The organism is Bacillus sp. AFS040349 (genome assembly GCF_002577655.1).
GTDB lineage: Bacteria > Bacillota > Bacilli > Bacillales > Bacillaceae > Metabacillus.
Genome location: NZ_NUMC01000016.1, coordinates 1 through 20,185 on the forward strand (window position 1 = coordinate 1; position 20,185 = coordinate 20,185).

General features: G+C 35.7%; 26 protein-coding genes. 19 read left to right on the top strand and 7 right to left on the bottom strand.

Annotated features, from left to right (window positions below; translation table 11 throughout):
• Positions 1–53 precede the first annotated feature (53 nt).
• Positions 54–740: a YhcN/YlaJ family sporulation lipoprotein gene (locus COD11_RS04030; RefSeq protein WP_231308196.1), complete on the bottom strand. Its 687-nt coding sequence runs from the start codon at positions 738–740 to the stop codon at positions 54–56.
• A 116-nt stretch (positions 741–856) separates the two neighbouring features.
• On the opposite strand from COD11_RS04030, the gene COD11_RS04035 reads away from it, so the two are divergent.
• Positions 857–1,132, top strand: a complete 276-nt coding sequence (locus COD11_RS04035; RefSeq protein WP_098795476.1) for a YutD family protein — start codon at positions 857–859, stop codon at positions 1,130–1,132.
• A gap of 37 nt (positions 1,133–1,169) precedes the next feature.
• On the opposite strand, the gene COD11_RS04040 is transcribed toward COD11_RS04035, so the two are convergent.
• Complete coding sequence (locus tag COD11_RS04040) at positions 1,170–1,457, bottom strand: cytosolic protein (protein ID WP_098795477.1); 288 nt, start codon at positions 1,455–1,457, stop codon at positions 1,170–1,172.
• Between the two features lie 56 nt (positions 1,458–1,513).
• On the bottom strand, positions 1,514–1,780 hold the full coding sequence (locus COD11_RS04045) for a DUF3055 domain-containing protein (RefSeq protein ID WP_098795478.1): 267 nt from the start codon (positions 1,778–1,780) through the stop codon (positions 1,514–1,516).
• Positions 1,781–1,967: 187 nt separating this feature from the next.
• Here COD11_RS04045 and COD11_RS04050 point away from each other — a divergent pair, with 187 nt between their 5' ends.
• The 3 genes from COD11_RS04050 to COD11_RS04060 all read left to right on the top strand — a co-directional run bounded on the left by COD11_RS04050 (position 1,968) and on the right by COD11_RS04060 (position 4,582).
• Positions 1,968–3,278 carry an EAL domain-containing protein gene (locus COD11_RS04050; RefSeq protein WP_098795479.1) on the top strand — a complete coding sequence of 437 codons (1,311 nt, stop codon included), beginning with the start codon at positions 1,968–1,970 and terminating at the stop codon, positions 3,276–3,278.
• 12 nt (positions 3,279–3,290) lie between these two features.
• Positions 3,291–3,734, top strand: a complete 444-nt coding sequence (locus tag COD11_RS04055) for a DUF86 domain-containing protein (protein WP_098795480.1) — start codon at positions 3,291–3,293, stop codon at positions 3,732–3,734.
• 74 nt (positions 3,735–3,808) lie between these two features.
• On the top strand, positions 3,809–4,582 hold the full coding sequence (locus tag COD11_RS04060) for a TIGR01457 family HAD-type hydrolase (protein ID WP_098795481.1): 774 nt from the start codon (positions 3,809–3,811) through the stop codon (positions 4,580–4,582).
• Between the two features lie 54 nt (positions 4,583–4,636).
• Here COD11_RS04060 and COD11_RS04065 read toward each other — a convergent pair whose 3' ends face one another.
• The gene (locus tag COD11_RS04065; protein ID WP_098795482.1) at positions 4,637–5,137 is read right to left on the bottom strand and encodes a phosphatidylglycerophosphatase A family protein; all 501 of its coding nucleotides are present in this window, start codon (positions 5,135–5,137) and stop codon (positions 4,637–4,639) included.
• A 371-nt stretch (positions 5,138–5,508) separates the two neighbouring features.
• Between COD11_RS04065 and yutH the strand changes: the two genes are divergently transcribed.
• The 5 genes from yutH (at position 5,509) to thrB (ending at position 11,425) form a co-directional block, all read left to right on the top strand.
• On the top strand, positions 5,509–6,513 hold the full coding sequence (gene yutH, locus COD11_RS04070) for a spore coat putative kinase YutH (protein ID WP_098795483.1): 1,005 nt from the start codon (positions 5,509–5,511) through the stop codon (positions 6,511–6,513).
• Between the two features lie 487 nt (positions 6,514–7,000).
• Positions 7,001–7,969, top strand: coding sequence for a 2-hydroxyacid dehydrogenase (locus tag COD11_RS04075; RefSeq protein WP_098795484.1), 969 nt, complete (start codon positions 7,001–7,003; stop codon positions 7,967–7,969).
• A 182-nt stretch (positions 7,970–8,151) separates the two neighbouring features.
• The gene (locus COD11_RS04080) at positions 8,152–9,450 is read left to right on the top strand and encodes a homoserine dehydrogenase (RefSeq protein WP_098795485.1); all 1,299 of its coding nucleotides are present in this window, start codon (positions 8,152–8,154) and stop codon (positions 9,448–9,450) included.
• Complete coding sequence (thrC, locus tag COD11_RS04085; protein ID WP_098795591.1) at positions 9,450–10,508, top strand: threonine synthase; 1,059 nt, start codon at positions 9,450–9,452, stop codon at positions 10,506–10,508. Before COD11_RS04080 ends, thrC begins: the two co-directional genes overlap by 1 nt.
• Positions 10,505–11,425: a homoserine kinase gene (gene thrB, locus COD11_RS04090; RefSeq protein ID WP_098795486.1), complete on the top strand. Its 921-nt coding sequence runs from the start codon at positions 10,505–10,507 to the stop codon at positions 11,423–11,425. The genes thrC and thrB overlap by 4 nt, the downstream gene beginning before the upstream one ends.
• An 84-nt stretch (positions 11,426–11,509) precedes the next feature.
• Here thrB and COD11_RS04095 read toward each other — a convergent pair whose 3' ends face one another.
• On the bottom strand, positions 11,510–11,749 hold the full coding sequence (locus COD11_RS04095; RefSeq protein ID WP_176550968.1) for a NifU family protein: 240 nt from the start codon (positions 11,747–11,749) through the stop codon (positions 11,510–11,512).
• A gap of 296 nt (positions 11,750–12,045) precedes the next feature.
• Here COD11_RS04095 and COD11_RS04100 point away from each other — a divergent pair, with 296 nt between their 5' ends.
• Positions 12,046–12,366: a YuzD family protein gene (locus tag COD11_RS04100; protein ID WP_098795487.1), complete on the top strand. Its 321-nt coding sequence runs from the start codon at positions 12,046–12,048 to the stop codon at positions 12,364–12,366.
• Positions 12,367–12,687: 321 nt separating this feature from the next.
• Here COD11_RS04100 and COD11_RS04105 read toward each other — a convergent pair whose 3' ends face one another.
• Both COD11_RS04105 and COD11_RS04110 read right to left on the bottom strand, forming a co-directional pair.
• Positions 12,688–13,884: a tyrosine-type recombinase/integrase gene (locus COD11_RS04105; RefSeq protein WP_098795488.1), complete on the bottom strand. Its 1,197-nt coding sequence runs from the start codon at positions 13,882–13,884 to the stop codon at positions 12,688–12,690.
• 12 nt (positions 13,885–13,896) lie between these two features.
• The gene (locus tag COD11_RS04110) at positions 13,897–14,550 is read right to left on the bottom strand and encodes a LexA family protein (RefSeq protein ID WP_098795489.1); all 654 of its coding nucleotides are present in this window, start codon (positions 14,548–14,550) and stop codon (positions 13,897–13,899) included.
• A gap of 179 nt (positions 14,551–14,729) precedes the next feature.
• On the opposite strand from COD11_RS04110, the gene COD11_RS04115 reads away from it, so the two are divergent.
• From COD11_RS04115 to COD11_RS04155, 9 genes are all read left to right on the top strand, one after another.
• On the top strand, positions 14,730–14,957 hold the full coding sequence (locus COD11_RS04115; protein ID WP_098795490.1) for a helix-turn-helix domain-containing protein: 228 nt from the start codon (positions 14,730–14,732) through the stop codon (positions 14,955–14,957).
• A gap of 15 nt (positions 14,958–14,972) precedes the next feature.
• Positions 14,973–15,242, top strand: a complete 270-nt coding sequence (locus COD11_RS04120) for a hypothetical protein (RefSeq protein WP_098795491.1) — start codon at positions 14,973–14,975, stop codon at positions 15,240–15,242.
• 12 nt (positions 15,243–15,254) lie between these two features.
• On the top strand, positions 15,255–15,452 hold the full coding sequence (locus tag COD11_RS04125; RefSeq protein ID WP_098795492.1) for a hypothetical protein: 198 nt from the start codon (positions 15,255–15,257) through the stop codon (positions 15,450–15,452).
• Positions 15,453–15,508: 56 nt separating this feature from the next.
• Positions 15,509–16,342, top strand: a complete 834-nt coding sequence (locus COD11_RS04130) for an ORF6N domain-containing protein (protein WP_098795493.1) — start codon at positions 15,509–15,511, stop codon at positions 16,340–16,342.
• A gap of 267 nt (positions 16,343–16,609) precedes the next feature.
• Entirely contained in the window at positions 16,610–16,801 is a 192-nt protein-coding gene (locus COD11_RS04135) for a hypothetical protein (RefSeq protein ID WP_255301528.1), read from the top strand.
• Positions 16,794–17,801 carry a DnaD domain-containing protein gene (locus COD11_RS04140; protein ID WP_098795494.1) on the top strand — a complete coding sequence of 336 codons (1,008 nt, stop codon included), beginning with the start codon at positions 16,794–16,796 and terminating at the stop codon, positions 17,799–17,801. The genes COD11_RS04135 and COD11_RS04140 overlap by 8 nt, the downstream gene beginning before the upstream one ends.
• Positions 17,802–18,028: 227 nt before the next feature.
• The gene (locus COD11_RS04145) at positions 18,029–18,415 is read left to right on the top strand and encodes a YopX family protein (protein ID WP_098795495.1); all 387 of its coding nucleotides are present in this window, start codon (positions 18,029–18,031) and stop codon (positions 18,413–18,415) included.
• On the top strand, positions 18,412–18,876 hold the full coding sequence (locus tag COD11_RS04150) for a quinolinate synthase NadA (RefSeq protein ID WP_098795496.1): 465 nt from the start codon (positions 18,412–18,414) through the stop codon (positions 18,874–18,876). The genes COD11_RS04145 and COD11_RS04150 overlap by 4 nt, the downstream gene beginning before the upstream one ends.
• Before the next feature lie 45 nt (positions 18,877–18,921).
• Complete coding sequence (locus COD11_RS04155; RefSeq protein WP_098795497.1) at positions 18,922–20,160, top strand: DNA cytosine methyltransferase; 1,239 nt, start codon at positions 18,922–18,924, stop codon at positions 20,158–20,160.
• Positions 20,161–20,185: the final 25 nt, after the last annotated feature.

Genomic DNA, 20,185 nt, shown 5'->3' on the forward strand with positions numbered 1-20,185 from the left:
CCTTTTTGTCGACAGTCTGAAATGGAACTGTCAAATGACAGTTCCATTTAATTTTATTGCATTTTTTCCTTCTCGTAGCGGGATTTTTCATAATCGTCCTTCATATCATCATCGATATCCTCATTCATTTCTCCATAGCCTTCGCCATTAGCATTTTCGCCATTATTCAAAGCACGGCCTTGAGGAGACTCAAGCATTTTGTTAATTGTATCTGTTAAGATTTCATCAATATCCCGACTTGTTGAATCAAGTGGGCTATAGGCTTGAATTTGCTGAATCATATTTGGATTATCAGAAACGTACACGTGATAATAACGTGGAATAACTGATAAGGCTGTTTTCTTTACTTGATCGGCTGTTTCAAAACGATTATCTGAATCTGTTTCGTAAGCGACTAACACTTCTTCATCTGTAACTAATGTTGCTACATCATTTACGTTAGGAAGCTGAACACTTAAGCTGCTAATCGAATTGGCAACAGCTTCTCGGTCCATTCCAGGTGTAGGAGTATAGGCTATATCTTGAGGAATGCCGCTTTTTTGATGTCGAACAAATCCGAAGTTTGCTCCTTTATCATTTGCATTTGGCGAACCTTCTTCGTTGTACAAATCAGTACGATCACTTACATTTATTGTATTTCCACTTTCATGCATAAAAGAAGTATCTTCTTCTGCACCGTACTGACATGCTGTTAATAAAGATAAACCTACAATACTAACCGCTAATTTGGTTTTTATCAATATTAGCACCTCCTCTTCTTTTATAGTTACCAAATTGTCATGAAATTTTCTTAGCAATTGATGGTTGAAGATGTTTAGATTATGATAAGAATAAGGAATATGGATGAGGTGAAATCATGATAAGTGTTCAAAACCAGCATTTTGAATTAGTAAAAGAAGAAAAAGACGGTTTTAACGAAGAGGCTTTTAAGGAAAGATACAGCGAAATTTTAAATAAATACGATTTTATTGTTGGAGATTGGGGCTATAGTCAGCTAAGACTTCGTGGTTTTTTTGATGATCAAAATCAAAAAGCAACATATGACACAAAAATTAGTACCCTTGATGAGTACATATTTGAATACTGTAATTTCGGCTGTGCGTACTTTGTTTTAAAAAGAAAAAAAAAATAACGTGACAAAAAGTAGTCACGTTACCTAGTTAACCATCTTATTTTGACGTATAAGGTGGTTCTTCATTTTTGCTGGGGTCATCATGGGTTGGATGAGCCGGCATATCATGTCGCTCCAAATTTTGATGAAGTGATTTATTCTCGTAATTAAAGGCACTATAATAACGTTGTCCTTCCTGCCAAGGTGTACTTTTATTAGTAACAGGCTCGTCTTTATTTCGCGGTGAGCCATAAGGACCCTCTGGAAGTTGTTCAGGAATTAAAAAGTTACGTTGTGTTTCTACATTTGAAAAATCGGCATACGTTTCTTTTTCTTTATCATCCATCATAGGTCACCTACCTTTTAATCGGTAGTTTCTACGGAAAATCACCTTAACATACATCACATTAATTCATATAAAAAATCACGGAGCTCTGCTGCATCTTCCTCATTTAGCTGATAAGCATATTCTATGTATCCTGGTTCCTTTAAATCATCCTCACCAATAATGGCAAAGCGATTACTTTGTATATCCAAAACAAGATGCTTACCATAATAACGGTCGCTTTGAACAATGGCCAGGTCGAATCGCTGATTTTCCCCCACAAAGCTTACAAACCTTGTTTTTGTATCAACGGTATCATCATATAAAAAAAATCGTTCAGACATTATATCTCTCCTTATTTACCCAAATTTCATCCATACCTTATCATATCAGAAGAATTAAGTCCTGAAAAAACCTCAATCATAAATGGAACAAAATGAAAATAATTTTTTCAAAAAAAAGTCGAAAAACAGAAAAATATGTTAAAATGTTACTACGTATAGTTAATGTCAGAAGGGTTGAGTACATAATATGATAAGTGGGCTTTGTGAAAAACATTATAGGCGTTTAAGAAAATGGAGTAAACTATTTTTACATAAAAGCAAATTAAAGTTCTATCCACCTAAATTTGTACTTCGAGACCCGATTTTAGAAGGTGTCCATCAAGCGATGTTAAGCGGACATCAGGTTGCTGTAGTAGTCATGACTATTTCAAATCTTCGTGAATTTTCTCAACAATTGGAACCGGTACAATTAGAGGAATATAAAACAGATCTAAGAACAGGATTCAAAAGCATTGTTGAAGATTCCCCATACAACTCAGACTTACTTGTTGTTCACGATTATTACAGTGAAGGATTAACCATCTTCTTTAAAATAAATGATGATAAGCAAAGTGTTGTGTATATTGAGAATCTTATCCGAACACTAGTGCCAAGGTTAGAAAGATGGATGTTTACAAAGTATCCTTATTTTAACCAATCTTTTGAAATTGGTTATATGTTCATTGAAAGAGAGCACTCAACGATCCAGGATGCGCTATATACAGCACAACAACAAGCAGTGGCAATGGCTGAAAAGCGAATTCAGTCACGATATATAGAAACGTTATTAGAAATGCGTGATATTATTCAAAAACAGGATGTTAGTCTGTTAGCTCAACCAATCATAGACCTATCAACAAATCAAATTAAAGCATGGGAGTTTTTGACAAGGGGACCTAAAGATACTGCATTTGAGAGTCCTTTACAATTATTTTCATTAGCGAGGCAATCCAATTTAATTTATGATCTTGAACTTTTAGTCCTTGAGAAAGCATTTCATTTGATCAATTCAGTAGGTTGTATGGATGATGTATTTTTAAACTTCACTCCAATTACACTTGGGAATAAACGGTTTATTCCTGGACTAGAAAAACTGTTAACGAGGTACCCTGATATCGAGCCTAGAAGGATGATTTTTGAAGTAACTGAACGAGATTCAATTGAAGGCTTAAAATTTTTCCATGATAATATAAAACAATTACGTCAAAAGGGCTTTAGAATAGCTGTTGATGATACAGGAGCAGGATATTCGAGTTTACATACAATAAGTGAGCTTCTTCCGGACATTATAAAAATAGATCGATCTGTCATTCAAGATATTGACACGAGCAAGGTAAAGGAATCAATGCTAAAAGGACTTATTTTAATTGCAAGAGAAACAGGCTCCTTAGTAGTAGCTGAAGGTATCGAAAAGAAAGAAGAAGCAGAGGTTCTCAAAAGAAACCAGGTTGATTTAGCACAAGGATACTTTTATGCAAAGCCTGGACAATTACAGAAGGAACGTGTTGCTTTAGTATAGGAAGGTGATTACTTGTATTTTGTAGATCGAGAACAAATAGAAGCTAAACTGAAATTTCTAGAAGGACAGATAAAACTCTTTAATAACCAAACATCTTGGAATCAAGAAATAGAGAAGGCAGGACTAGAAAGAATTTGTCATATGTTCATTGAAACGGTCATAGATGTGGGAAATTCGATGATTGATGGATTCATTATGAGAGATCCTGGTAGTTACGAAGACATTATCGACATACTTTTAGATGAAAAAGTAGTTACTCAAGAACAGGCAAATGACTTAAAACAAGTCATCCTTCTTAGAAAACAACTTGTTCAGGATTATTTAGAAATTAACCATGAGGAGCTACAGCAGGTTGTTACTTCCCATAAAGCAGGAATTACTTCATTCCCAGCTCAAGTTCGAAGCTACATAGAAAATGAATTGGGCCCGGTCTCTGCATTTAAACCATTAGGATGACGAATACTTGTCATCCTCTTTGTTTTTATTACCAGTCTTTTAATAAAGGTTAAACAACCAGGGGAGGATTACTTTTGAAAAAATACAAAGGGTATTTAATCGACTTAGATGGAACGATGTATAAAGGAACTGAGCGAATTGAGGAAGCTAGTCATTTTGTTGACTATTTAGTTAAAAATGAGATTCCATATCTGTTTGTGACGAACAACTCTTCTCAAACACCTAAACAAGTTGCCAAGAAACTAAATGAATTTCAAATAAAAGCTTCAGAGGATCGGGTATTTACGACAAGTCAGGCAACAGCGAATTATATCGCACAAAAAAAGGAGCAGGCAACTGTTTATATGATAGGGGAAGCGGGCTTAAGGGAGGCTATCCAAACAAGTGGACTTCATTTAGTTGATGAAAATCCAGATTATGTTGTTGTGGGAATTGACCGAGACATATCTTATGAAAAATATGCAAAAGCCTGCATTGCAGTACGAAACGGTGCAGACTTCATTTCCACAAACGCAGATATCGCAATTCCTACTGAAAGAGGGTTATTACCTGGAAATGGTGCATTAACATCCGTCATAGCTGTATCAACTAATACAGCACCTATATTTATTGGTAAGCCGGAGAAAATTATTGTTGAACAAGCACTAGAGGTATTGGGAGTAGCAAAAGAAGATACATTAATGGTTGGAGATAATTACGATACAGATATAATGGCAGGCATGAATTGTGGAATTGATACTCTGCTTGTCCATACTGGTGTAACGACGAAGGAGCTACTAAAGCAATACAATAGTCAACCAACTTATACAGTAGATTCATTGAGTGATTACTTGAAAAATATAAATTGAAACGCAATGTAAAAAAGCTACTTTCAAAATGGAAGTAGCTTTTTAAAACCTTATTTATTCTACATCTCTGGCACGATGAGCAAGTCTGCTTGAAGCTGCTGCTGCAATTGCGCCAACAATGTCATCTAAGAATGTATGACATTTTCCACCCGATTTATCATTAAGATATTGAAGGATACCTGGCTTCATTTTGTCAATATATCCATAGTTAGTAAAGCCGATGGAGCCATATATGTTAACAATCGAAAATGCTAAAATCTCATCTACTCCATAAAGACTTTCATCAGTGCCGATAATAGATTGAAGAGGCTCCTCTAGTTGTCCTTTTTCAGCGAGAATATCAAACTGAATTCCTGTAAGAATAGCGTTTTGTACTTCTCTTTTTGTAAGGACACGATCTACATTATCCAAGCAATCGTCCATTTTGAGATCAGGATGATATTTTTCTTGTAGGAAGTATACAAGGTCTGCGATATCCTCCAGCTTTACGCCTCGTTTCACTAGCCAATCTCTTGCTGTTTTTTCAACAATGTCCATTTTCTCTTCACTTTTCATTCTTATCACCCAATTCTTTTTTTGTACGTTATGAAAGTAATGTCACAGAAGTTATTTTTAATATTAGATAAGTGCCAATACCTCTGTCTTTCCTTTTAAGGCTCGTCAGTAGACGAGACTTTTTGTGTATTTATTCATTGTATGAAATGAATCACTGATATATACGAATAAAAAACGTATCTTATCGTATTTTATGAATCAGTTCATTTCTAATCATTCCCTTGTTTTACTCTCTAATAACATGAATAAAGATAAAATTCTTTATAGAAGGGTGATTTCCTTCTAATAACTTATTTTCTTTTTAGTCTAATCATAAAGATAAGAATAAATGATTATGATTAGTATGGGGTTATTGCTGGGAGGATAAGGAAATGAAACAAACAATTTATGAAGAGTATGGGATAAAGGTAAGAGAAATAAGTAAATTAGGGAATTATGACTCGTTTAGCCTGCATAATAATCAATTTATTATTGTTCCTGTATCGCATATTGAAGAGGAAGAGCTATATGAATTGTATCAATTAAGTCAATATATGCTTGAAAAAGGGGAACCTCATTTAGCCACTATGGTCTTAACGAAACAAAATCACTTGTTTTTTGAGCAAGATTCAGTTAGATATGCTGTACTAAAATGTTCATCCTATACACAAAGCAGGTTTAACCTATTAGGAAGGGATTTAGCTCGTTTTCATTCAAAGGCAAGGGCTTATCCATATCAAGTATCGAAAACGCAGCGGATCGGTCAGTGGAAAATTCTTTGGGAAAAAAGACTGGATCAATTGGAGATGTTCTGGAGGGGGAAAGTTCAAAGTCAACCACTTTCTGCATTTGAAAAGTTGTTTGTTGAATCTTTTCCATATTATGTAGGATTATCAGAAAATGCTATTCAATATATAGTTGACACAGAATTGGATGAAGAACCACAGCCGATTGATTCAGGGACAATTTGTCACCAGCGGTTTCATGAATACACATGGAATCCTAGCATGTGTATAAAGTCTCCAACAGATTGGGTGTTTGATCATAGTAGTCGGGATTTAGCGGAATATATGAGGCAGTATTTCTTGGAAAAACCTGAAGAGCTTAGATCAGAGGGATTTAAATTCCTCGAAGAGTATGATCGTACCACTCCTCTTTCTCCCTTTTCCTGGAGACTAATATACAGCAGGCTGCTATTTCCAATTCATTATTTTGAGTGTGTAGAAGAATACTATTTATCACCAGAAGACCAACAACCGAGATTTGAAGACCGAATGAAAGTAATCTTAAAAAGATCAGGACAGTATGAAGAATTTTTAAAAGCTTACTCAAGTATGTTAACGATAAGAACAAGAAGGATTTCTGTCCCTGCAATTGATTGGCTTGCGATAAGGTAGGTTTGAACCAGCCCTGATTTTCCTAAAGGGTTCGGTTTTGAAGTACAAAATACGTATAAATATAGCTTTTCATATAGTAGTTAACACTAGAATTAAATTTAGCATGTAGTTCAGCAAAGGAAAATGCTTGGAGACATATATGCTCCAAGCATTTTTTATATCAAAATAAGCACCCATTTAAGCGATTGTCAAATCTACAAGAACCCTCAGGAAATAAGCGGAGAAATTCCTCTTAATGAGGGAAATAGCACAAAAAATAGATTAAATAGACGGAAAGATTCCGCCTATTTAATCAAAAAAGATGAAAATCGACCATTTTCCTTTGCTTAACCGGAAGAATTCCGCTAATATCCACCAACCGAGTTCCATTCTTCAGGATAACCGGAAAAACTCCGTTTATTAAACTATTGGTTACTCCCCTAGTAAGCAGTCATTGAAAATTATGGTAAAATATATATTGTCTTAAACTAACGTAAGAGGTGAGAAAATGAAAAGGCCTTACATATATGTAACAAGAAAATGCTCAGAAGAACAGCTGCAGCCACTTTACGAAATAGCTGATGTTGAAATGTGGGCTGAGGAAGAGAAGCCATGCCCTAGAGAGGTGTTGCTTGAAAAAGTAACAAATGCAGACGCTTTGTTAACAATGCTTTCTGATTCAATTGATCAGGAGTTACTAGACAAAGGAGCTCAGCTTAAAGTTGTAGCCAATTTAGCGGTTGGTTTTGATAATATTAATGTACAATATGCAAATGAAAAAGGGGTAGTTGTATGTAATACTCCTGATATCCTTACAGATACAACTGCTGATTTAACGTTTGGGTTATTACTTACATCAGCACGAAGATTAATAGAGGCAGCGGATTATGTCAAAGATAATCAATGGAAAAGCTGGGCTCCTCTTCTTTTAGCTGGTCACGATGTTCATCATAAAACGATCGGCATTGTTGGAATGGGGAAAATAGGACAAGCTGTTGCGAAGCGGGCAACTGGTTTTGACATGAAGATTCTTTATCATAATCGAACTAGAAATGAAGAAGCTGAAACAACATTAGGAGCAAAGTTTTGTCGTTTTGATGAGCTGTTAAATTCCTCTGATTTCGTTGTATGCCTTGCACCACTTACAAATGAAACAAAGAATCTATTTGATTTAGAGGCATTTAAGAAAATGAAAAATACAGGAATTTTTATTAATGCAAGTAGAGGTGCGGTTGTAAATGAAGGGGACCTTTATCATGCTTTAGTAAATAAAGAAATTGCGGCAGCAGGTCTTGATGTGTTTTTACATGAACCAATACAAGCTGATCATCCTTTAGTGGGATTGAACAATGTTGTGGCATTTCCACATATCGGCAGTGCTAGTCTTGAAACGAGATATTCAATGATGAATCTTTGTGCAATGAATATTAAAGCTGTTCTAAGCGGAGAAGAACCTAAAACAAAAGTAACGATTTGATGATGTTTGAAGTAAGGGTTAATTATGACCGTATTTTTCACTTGAAAACGTTTTTATTATAAAAACTGAAAATTCACCCTTGTAAAACAGTTCTTTACATTTTATAATGACAAGTATATTCATTGTGTCTTTTATGAGAGTACAATTGTACTTTATAGATAAACAAAAAGGAGTGGGATATTGTGGAGGCAATTCATGTTGGACTTTTAGGTCTTGGTACGGTTGGTAGTGGTGTTGTAAAGATTATAGAAGACCATCAAGATAAACTTATGCACCAAGTAGGCTGCCCTGTTAAGGTTAAAAAGGTTGTCGTAAAAACGTTAGAAAAAGAAAGACAAGTTCATATTGATAAAGAAATGCTTACAACAAACGTGGACGATGTGATTAAAAATCCTGACATAGATGTTGTTATTGAGGTAATGGGTGGGGTTGAAGAAACTCGTAAACACCTAATTGAAGCACTGAAGGCTAAAAAGCATGTTGTAACGGCGAACAAGGATTTAATGGCTGTGTACGGAACAGAATTGCTTTCGATTGCAACTGATAACGGCTGTGATCTATTTTATGAGGCAAGTGTAGCTGGTGGTATTCCAATTCTACGTACACTAGCTGAGGGCTTAGCTTCAGATCGTATTACGAAGATGATGGGAATCGTTAACGGTACAACAAACTTTATCTTAACAAAAATGACAAAGCAAGGTAGTGCCTATGATGAGGTACTAAAAGAAGCACAAGACTTAGGCTTTGCAGAAGCAGATCCAACTTCAGATGTAGAAGGATTGGATGCAGCAAGAAAAATGGCAATCCTTGCAAGACTGGGATTCTCAATGCATGTTGATTTAGATGATGTAAATACAAAAGGTATTTCTAGTGTATCTGATGATGACATCAGCTACAGCAAGCGACTAGGTTATACAATGAAGCTAATTGGTATTGCAGAACGTGAAAATGGAAAGATTGAAGTGTCTGTTGAGCCAACATTATTACCAGAAACACATCCACTTGCAGCAGTAAACGATGAGTACAACGCAGTTTATGTATATGGTGAAGCTGTTGGTGAGACAATGTTCTACGGTCCTGGTGCCGGAAGTCTTCCTACGGCAACATCAGTAGTTTCCGATTTAGTCGGAGTCATGAAAAATATGAGATTGAATGTGAATGGCCGCAGTGCTGTTGACCCTCAATTTGATAAACAATTAAAAAGTCCAGAGCATATTTACGCTCAGCACTTCTTAAGAATTAGCGCGAAAGATCAGGTTGGAGCATTCTCAAATATTACATCTCTTTTCTCTGAAAGAGGAGTGAGCTTTGAAAAAATCCTTCAATTACCTATTAAAAATAGTAACCTAGCAGAAATCGTCATTGTTACACATAAAGCAGCTCAAAGTGATTTTGAAGATATTTTACAGCAATTAAATGACTTGGAAGTAGTCGAAGAAGTTAAAAGCACGTATCGTGTAGAAGGGAACGGATCAATATGATGTGGAAAGGCCTTATCCAAGAATTTGCAGAATTTTTACCTGTAACTGAAAATACACCAAAACTTACTTTACAGGAGGGGAATACTCCTCTTATTCATCTACCTAAGCTATCTGAAAAGCTAGGTGTTGAGCTTTACGTAAAAACAGAGGGAACAAATCCAACTGGTTCTTTTAAAGATCGTGGTATGGTTATGGCTGTTGCTAAGGCTAAGGAAGAAGGCAGTGACACTGTTATCTGTGCTTCTACCGGTAATACATCTGCTGCTGCAGCTGCGTACGCAGCAAGAGCAAATATGAAGTGTATTGTTCTTATTCCTGATGGGAAAATTGCTTTTGGTAAATTAGCACAAGCAGTTATGTATGGAGCGGATATTTATGCTATTCAAGGAAATTTTGACCATGCATTAACAATGGTTCGAAACATTAGTGAAAAATTACCGATAACATTAGTTAACTCTGTTAATCCATATCGTATCGAAGGACAAAAAACAGCTGCATTCGAAGTGTGTGAGCAGCTAGGCAGTGCGCCGGACTATTTAGCAATCCCTGTCGGAAACGCTGGAAACATTACTGCATATTGGAAAGGCTTCAAAGAGTATAACGAAAAGAAACAAACAGGCCTTCCAAAAATTCACGGATTCCAGGCAGAAGGAGCAGCCGCAATTGTTCGTGGTGAGCCAATTGCAAATCCGGAAACTGTTGCTACGGCTATTCGTATCGGTAACCCGGCAAGCTGGGAAACGGCGGTTAAAGCGAAAGAAGAGTCAGAAGGACGTATTGATTCTGTGACAGATGAAGAGATTTTAGAAGCCTATCAACTAATTGCACGTGAAGAAGGTGTTTTTGCGGAACCTGGTTCTTGTGCATCTATCGCAGGTTTAATTAAACATCGTAAATTAGGCTTAATTGCAGAAGGCAGTAAAGTTGTTGCTGTACTAACTGGAAACGGATTAAAAGATCCAAACACAGCTATTGATGTTTCTGAAATTAAACCGATTGTTCTTCCAAATGACGAAGAGACATTCCTACAGCAATTAAGTGGAGTTACAGTACAATGATTGAAGGAGACATGTTAAAAATTACAGTTCCGGGAAGTACAGCTAATTTAGGTCCTGGATTTGATTCGGTTGGTTTAGCGTTAGGTAAATACTTAACGCTTGAGGTAAAAAAAGCAGAAGAGCGTATTTTCTTACCGATGACAGACCATGTAAGAGATATCCCTACAAATGATCAAAACTTAATTGCCAAAGTGGCGATTAAGGTAGCAGAAAAATATAATCAAACATTACCAGCATGTGAAGTAAAGGTTTGGAGTGACATTCCAATGGCAAGAGGAATTGGAAGCAGTGCTGCTGCCATAATTGCTGGTATTGAGCTTTCAAATCAGCTTTGTGATCTTCAATTAACAGATGAAGAAAAATTACGGATTGCAAGCCTTGAAGAAGGACACCCAGATAATGTTGGAGCTTCTCTGTATGGTGGCCTTGTCGTTGGGCTTCATCAAGAAGACAAAACAGAACTGGTTTGCGTTAAAGAAGTGAATGTTGACGCAGTAGTCGTTGTACCAAAATATGAGGTATTTACAAGCGATGCTAGAAATGTATTACCTCAAGAGTTGGCTTATAAAACAGCAGTTGAAGCAAGTGCAATCAGTAATATGCTTATTGCAGGACTTCTTACGAATGATTGGCATTTAGTAGGTAATATGATGAGCAAGGATCTTTTTCATCAGCCATATAGAGGGAAATTAATTCCTGAAATTCAAGCTGTTCAAGAAAAGGTCGAAGCACTTGGAGCCTATGGCTCAGCATTAAGTGGTGCAGGCCCTACTGTTATTTGCTTTATTGAAAAAGGCAAAGGAAATGAATTGGCAGAAAAGCTTTCTCATGATTTTAAAAATTGTGATGTAGAGTGCCTAGATATTGATCTAGTTGGCTGTAGAGTAGAGCAGGTACAGGAAATAAAGAGTATATAAAAAACTCGCCAATTGGCGAGTTTTTTATATACAAGAGTGGGATGGAATAAAAAAGACTGACACCTATATGTCAGTCTTTTTGTATTAGAATACTTGTTCTACTTCTACAACACCTGGTACTTCTTCTAATAACGCACGCTCTATACCAGCTTTTAAAGTGATTGTTGAGCTTGGGCAGCTTCCACAAGCACCTAAAAGGCGAAGTTTAACAATACCATCTTCTATATCTACTAATTCACAATCTCCTCCATCACGAAGCAAGAATGGACGAAGTTTATCTAATACTTCTTGTACTTGTTCAAGCATAGCTGTTTCAGTTGTCATTATAATCGACTCCTTTCCTTATCTATATTATATTTGAAATGAAGAAAAAAATCTAATCGTAAGATTGAATTTTCTAAGGCTTAATAAACCCAATATTACCATATAATCTTTCTAAAGGTAAGGGAAAGGAACCTGTTTTCATTAGTAAGTATACCCAAATGCTGTCATGAAAATAGCTCTAATCTCAAAGAATTCTAGCTAGCCTCAAGATGTTTAACAGTTCTTATATAATGTTAAGGATGGAAAGATGATAATATATCGACTACAATGGAGAAAAAGACGGTAGGTGAAGGAAAATGAAGCCTGTTGAAATTAGTGTATATGGTGCAGAGGTTCTTTGTCCAAGCTGTGTGAATTTACCATCAGCTAAAGAAACGTATGAGTGGTTAGAAGCTGCATTAAGTCGAAAATATAAAGATCAACTGTTTAAAATCGTATATATTGATATTGATCAGCCACAAGAAGAGCCTGATAAGCAGGAGTTTGCCCAAAAGATTCTTAATGATGAGTACTTTTATCCACTTGTTGTCATCGAGGGCAAGGTGGTAGGTGAGGGAAGTCCCCGTCTAAAGGTAATTTGTGAAGAAATGGAAGAGCATGGATATGTAAGTAACTAAATAAAAACACTCAAGTCCATTGACTTGAGTGTTTTTTATCGTTTAGCGTATAATTTTGGATAACGCTTCGACATCCAGCTCCAGCACCTAGCCCCTCGAGGTCATAAGCCAATTTAGAATATAAGGCAAAGTACGCCTTCTATTCTAAATCGTCTTATGCTGGTCGGGGCTGAACGAGGCGCTTCCGCTTTTGTTATTAACCATTATGATATTTGTACTGGTTAATCTATTCAAAAGTACTTATAAATTAAGGGTTTTGGTGAGGTTGTCCAATAAAACCCGCCTAAACCCTGCCCTTTTAAGAAAAAACTTTGATCTATTTTAACGGTTGATTAAATCACCGAATGCTTTTGCAAGTTTGTCTGAAGTATCAATTTTCATTTTCTCAGTAACATGTGTATATACTGAAAGAGTTGTTTTTGCATCCGTATGTCCTAAACGTTGCATGATCGCCCGAAGATCTGCACCAGCTTCCGTTAACATGGAAGTGTGTGTGTGTCGTAGGATGTGCGGATGTAATTTCTTTTTACAATTAGTTTCAGCCTTTAAAAATTTTTCTATCCTTTTTATACGGTAGTGAACAAAACGTGGACTCATAGGATATCCATCTTCTCTCGTTATAACAAAGTCTTCATCATGCCAAGAATTTCGAACTCTCATTTTTTGTTCATTAATAAGATTCTTTTGACGATTCAAAAGCTTTATTAAATGATCATCAATTGAGATTTTCCTAATTGATTTCTTAGTTTTAGGGGGAAGTAACTGGTATTCGTCTTTTTTTCCATCGATGTTATAAATAGTTTTTGTAACATTAATTTCTTTGGAATTAAAATCAATGTCTTTCCACTTCAATGCGAGTAATTCTCCTATTCGCATCCCTGTAAAGGCCAGAATTGTAAAAATGGCATCGTCACTAGGAAGACCATGCTTGTCCACAATATTTAAAAAAGATTTTAACTCTTCACGCTCGAGATATTGTTCCGCTGTTTGATCAGATTCGATCTCTTCTATAGTTAAGGTTTGTTTAGGGAGCACTACCATGTCAGCGGGAGAACTTTTAATAATATCCCATGCAATTGCCTGTTTAAATATCTTCTTAGCAACACTATGGGCACTATAAATTGTATTATAAGAATATCCATCGTTAGACATTTGATCTATTACATTTTGATACGCTTTTTTAGTAATGTTTCTAACGGGAATTTTCGCTATATATTTTCCGAATCGTTTAATATGATATTGATTTGAACGAAAAGCACTATTCTTTGTATTACGTTTATGTGTTTCAAGCCATTCATTGGCTAACTTTTCAAAAGTTATTTGACTTTGTTGTGGATCTGTCGTCAAGCCGTATTCAACAATCTCATCTATTTTTCTTTCTAATTTAATTTTCGCTTCTGGTTTAGTTTTCCCTCGAGCTGATACACGTTTACGCTTTCCAGTAACAGGATCTTTTGGTATTTCTTCAGTACACTCCCAAACTTTGCCCTTTTTAGTATCAACTTTTCGACAATACATAAAATATGCCTCCTAGAAAACAATCACAGTCCTTTTTAATTTTCCAATAATTTTAATATCACTATTTTTCCCTACAATAATTGGTGGATATTTAGAGTTTTCACTTTGAAGGACTAATGAGTCATCAGTCTTATGAACTCTTTTAAGAACCGCTTCACCATCGATTAAAACAGCTGCTATTTCTCCGTTCTCAACTTCATCTTGAGCTCTTATTAGAAGTAAATCTCCATTGTGGATTCTTGCATTTATCATACTGTCTCCTTTAGCTCTTAAATAGAAGTATTCTCCACCATTTAGCCAAGCTTTTGGTGTTTCTTCATGACCTTCTATTTCTTCGTAAGCTAAGACGCCATTCCCGCAACTAATGCTTCCTACTATAGGAAGTTCTACTACGGATTCTTTTGGAGAGAGATACGGACTTAATTCTTCCGCAATATTGCTCTTGAAACTAGGATCTATTTCAGATTTATGTACTTTAAATGTATCGGAAAGTTTTTGTACGTTCCCAGGGTTAATTAATGTCTTATGATTTATGTAGTCAGAAAGAGTACTTTTAGAAATGCCAGATTGTTCACTAAGTTTAATCTGTGTCCAACCTCTTTCTTTCATTAAACGTTTTATATTTTCAGAGATTTCTTTTTTTAATGGTAAGTCACGATCAAACATCTTTTATCACCTGTCCATTTGATTTATAAAACAATTATATCCGATATTTTACGGAATGTACAGAAATATTCCGAAAAAACTCGAAAATAAATATTTGGAAAATCCGAGAATATCCGGTTGACATTCCGAAATAATTCGGATAATCTATAACTACACCGAGACGGCAAGGAGGTGACACTATGATAAAAATTACTCTCCGTGCAGCACGAGTTAATGCAGGTCTAAGGTTAGTTGAAGCTTCAAAACTCTTTGGTATCAATAAAGATACACTTTCTAAGTATGAACATGATTCAACTAACGTGCCTCGCTCGATCTTCATTAAAATTGAAGAGATTTATGCTATCCCGGTAGAAAATATTTTTTTTGGTCCTGAATCCGAATTTTTTCGGAAAAAGAAATCGGCATAAAGGAGGGTAGACTTAATGATTGATTTTCAGGTTAACGAAAAAATGCTTGAAGAGCGCTTCCTACAAGAAATGAGGAGGCGCTTAGATCAAATTGAACACAAGCATACTTTTTGGGATATGAAAGAACTCTGTCGTCAGACAAACATGAGTGAAAACAGCATTAAAGAAAAATTCTTTTATGATCCTCGTTTTCCTAAACATAAAATCGGTGGTAAATGGTATTTTCCGGCTAAGGAGTGTGAACTTTTCTTACTTCTATGGTTGAAAGAGCAACCAACACATTAAGGTGGGATTGAAATGAAAAGATTAATTTGGAATTCAGATAATGGAAAATATCGTGTATTGGTTCGTCACTTTGAAGGTGATCCAGGACCACTAGTGGATTATTGGAAGCTCAAGCCTAATGGCAAAAAACAATCTATTAGATATAAGGATTTGCCTAACTATGTTCTAGAACAAATTGAAATCATGAAATCTCAGATTATGTTCAAGTAAAGCTCCTGCTGGGGTTTTATAAGTGGACAAGTTATTCCACAGAGGGGAGAGGAATTATGAACATAAAAATAATTGGAAAAACAATCGTTTGTGGAATAGAGGTTCCGAACATCGAAGGCGGATTTGGAGACGGTAAAAAAGCCTTGTTAGCTAAACAAATAGGTGAAATTCATGCTAAAGATATTTCTGCTGTAAATCGAGCAATAAACATGAATAGAAAAAGATTTAAAGATGGCATCGATGTTGTTGATTTAAAAGGTACGAGTTTCGTGATGCATTTAATGCATAACGGAATTTATACCCAAAATAGCATTAATCGTTCAGAGAATATCTTCTTACTATCTGAACGAGGGTACTCAAAGCTTTTGAAAATATTTGATGATGATTTAGCTTGGGAAACATATGACGAAATTATCGACAACTACTTTACAAAAAGGGATTCAACACCAGATATTTCTCGATTAAGCCCTGAGCTACAGATGTTCAACCAAATATTTAATACCGTTGCTCAAATGGAATTACAAAGTGCTGAAACGAAACAAGAAATACTAGAAGTGAAAAATACAGTCTCTACTATCACAGAAACTTTCTTACATAAGGATGAAGACTGGAGAAAGTCAATTAACCAATTGTTGAATAGTGCTGCAAGAAAGCTAAATGGTGACTTTAAGGAACTTCGAACTAGAAGTTATCAAATATTAGAGGAACGTGGCCATTATAAATTAAGCGTACGTTTAGAAAATCTGAAAAGTCGGTTAGTTGAAAGTGGCGCGACTAAAACAAAGATCAAACAAACGAACAAGTTAGATGTTATAGAAGCGGATCCTAGACTCAAAGAAATCTATACGACAATTGTTAAGGAGCTTTCAATTGGAGCTATTAACAGATAGAGAGGATGTATTTCATGGGTTACTTATGTTTCTTTGTAATACTTTTGGTCTCAATATGCATGTCACTAACTATTGCATACAAATTGGGTTTAATGGAGTAAAAAAAGCACGTGCTGCGAACACCTGCTTTTTAGGACGAAACATTAAAATTTGATTAAACAATAACACTAATTATTTTTTTTATCAAGTAAAGGGGAGTTGAATCCTTCCTTTTACTTAAATATATGCAGTTAGTAGGACAAGTATTCCAAGAAAGGAATGATTGTCGTGGAAATAGTTGAAGTTACTATACCTCATTGCTATTTATGGATGACTGAGTACATTCGGGACAGAGATAAACGAGCAGAATTATTTAATGAGTATGTAAAGGGATATGTGCAGCTACACGATCCTGACCTTAAATTAATCAGGATAGAAAAGATGAAGGCTATATGCGAGAGGATGAAAACAGATGGCTAAATTTAGGATGGTTCATACAGAGTTTTGGGACGATCCAAAGGTTGTCGAGGAAATGACACCAGAAGATAAGTACTTTTTCCTCTATCTTTTAACAAACTCTAATACTACACAAATAGGTATTTATCAGATAACTAAAAAGCAGATTGCATTTGACATGGGATATTCAATTGAAAGTGTAAATGCCTTATTAGACCGATTCATTAAACATCATGGAATTATTTCTTATAACAGTGAAACAAGAGAGCTAGCAGTTAAAAACTGGGGTAGGTACAACTTCAATAGAGGCGGTAAACCTGTTTTAGATTGCGTCAAATCGGAATTGAAATCTGTTAAGGATATATCATTAATTCAATTTGTTGGTGAACGAGTCGAAAAGGATGATATTAGAAATTTATACGAGTCGTACTACGTTACGAGTGAAAATATTGAAGAATTCAATGACAACAACGGTTTATACGATACGTACCACGATACGTTACCGATAGGTGGACAAGAAGAAGAAAAAGAAGAAGAAGAAAAAGAAGAAGAAGAAAAAGAAAAAGAAGAAGAAGGAGAAGGAGAAGAACAAAAAACTCCTCCTAATGCAGCTAATTTCTACCAAGAAAATTTTGGTGTTCTTAATGCCTTTATTGGAGAAACGATTTTTTACTGGGAACAAGACTTAGGAGTTGAGCTTGTTATTGAGGCTATGAAAAGAGCTTTAAAGCAACAAAAGAAATGGGCTTACGCAGAGGGGATACTTAAAGATTGGGCTAACAAGAATTTACGCACTATGAAAGACATCTTAGCCTCTGATAAAGAATTTGAAAATAGAAATATCAACCGAAAAAGCACAGGTAAAGCTATTCGAACAGAGAAAACTCCATCATGGTTAGATGACGAAGAGAAACCTAAGGAACCTAGTAAAGAGCATTCTCCAGAAGAACTTCAAGCCTTTGAAGATGAAAAAACAAAATTATTTAATCGTATTAGGAATTATAAGGACCAGCGGAGCGGTTAAAAATGCGAGGTTTATATTTTGCTTTAGATCATTGCAATCTTGACTGGACTTATAAGCAAGTTGCACTTGTAGAAGAAATGAAAAGGAACACTCCGCTTAGTGAATATCAGACCTAAAATGTGCAGTAAAGGAGATAGAGAAATGAAAGCAACTATCGGTTGGGTTTTAGGTTTTGTAAGTGGTGTATTATTTACTTTAATTATTATGAGTTTAGGTGGTTAAGTCGAATGAGAGAGATTAAATTCAGAGCATTTATTAAAAATATTAAATGGCTACTTCCAGTTATCACAATAGACTTTGATAAAGACAATGGATTTGTAGAAGTTGATTTATCAGGTGAAGGTGACTATGCAGATTATACGTTTGATGAAGTTGATTTAATGCAATATACAGGCTTTAAAGATATTAATGAGCATGAAGTATATGAAGGCGACATTGTTGAAGTGAAATGGCTTAAAGATACAGATAAGGGTGTTGTCAGATGGTTTGCTTGTGGCTTCTATGTCATGGATATGGAATGGCATTCACCAATACCGTTAAGTAGTATGTCAGCAAAAATAGAGGTCGTAGGAAATGTTCATGAAATTCAATTGTTGCGGAGGGACGAAGAGTGAACTTCGATAACTGGAAAGAACGTATTGAGGAAATCAAAAACAATGTCCATAGAATGAATTGCACTATCGGTAGCGAAGGGGATAGAGAGGGTTATTACTATGAGCTTATCGACACTGACTATGAATGGTTGTTTTCGTTTATTGAAGTTCAGAGAAAGCTAATCGAGTCATTCGGAAGAGTTACAGAAGGTATGACAGAAGATTACCAAATGTTAAATGAGCGATATGACAATCTAAATAAAGAATATACAAAGTTCAAAGCAGATGTAGACAAGCTCTATAAGTACGCTCATCTATCTGCTAAAAAGTCTATCGAAGATAAAGAAAAGGTAATCAATTTATTGGACACAGCAGATGACGAACTGCAATATGCTTCAACTACTGGTGATGATTCAAATAGAGAACATTATATAAAAAATGCTATGAGATTTATTCGTGAATCGGCTGAATTATTGAAATAGCTTAATGCACAGTTCGCTGAAAAACTGTAGGAAGGAGGACATTCTGTGCAACTTGATTTATTCAGAGAAATTATAGTTGATAACTTCGCAGGTGGTGGCGGTGCTTCTACTGGAATTGAAATGGCTACAGGGTTATCAGTAGATATTGCAATTAATCATGATCCTGCAGCTATTGAAATGCACAAGCTAAATCATCCAGATACAGAACATTATTGTGAGAGTGTTTGGGATGTTGATCCAAAAGAAGCATGCAGAGGTAGAAGAGTTGGGCTTGCTTGGTTTAGTCCCGATTGTACTCACCACAGTAAAGCTAAAGGCGGTAAGCCTGTTAAACAGGAAATACGAGGATTAGCATGGATAGCAGTCAAATGGGCATTAGCTGTAAAACCTCGGGTAATTATGCTTGAAAATGTTGAGGAATTTAAAGATTGGGGACCTATTGAGGATGGAAAACCAGTTAAAGAATTGAAAGGTGCTACTTTCAATAGTTTCATAAAATCATTGAAATCCATAGGTTATGAAGTGGAATTTAAGGAGTTACAAGCATGTGATTACGGAGCTCCTACAATAAGAAAACGATTCTTCATGATTGCAAGATGTGATGGGAAAAAGATCATATGGCCGAAACCAACTCATGGTGATCCGCAAAGCCCTGCAGTCCAATTAGGAAAGTTAAAGCCTTGGAGAACATCTTCGGAAATTATTGATTGGAGTATTGGTGCACCATCAATATTCAATCGAAAGAAACCATTGGTAAAAAACACTCTTAATCGAATACAAAAAGGCTTGGAACGGTTTGTGATTAATAATGATAAGCCTTTTATGGTACCGGATGAACACAAAGCTGCTTTCTTAATTAGTTATTATACTGAGCAATCAGAAAAAGAAGTAAGAGGGTTATCTTTGAATACACCATTACACACGATTACTGCAGGTGGAAATCGTTTCGGTTTAGTTACTGCATTTCTCACTAAGTATTACGGTCAAAGTACAGCACAAGGATTAACAGAGCCTTTACACACTATAACAACAAAAGATCGTTTTGCACTTACAGCAGTTAAAACTAATGGGTACCAGGTAACTGATATTGGTCTTAGGATGCTACAACCGCATGAATTATTTGCTGGTCAAGGATTTCCAAGTAACTATATTCGAACTGGTACAAAATCAGATCAAATTAGAAGAGTGGGTAACAGTGTTCCTCCACCTTTTGCCGATGCATTAGTAAGAGCGAATTTACCTGAATTGTGTTCAAGTAATTCAAGGTATGCGGTAAGTGTTTAATACGCAATCAAAGGAGGGGTGGAGA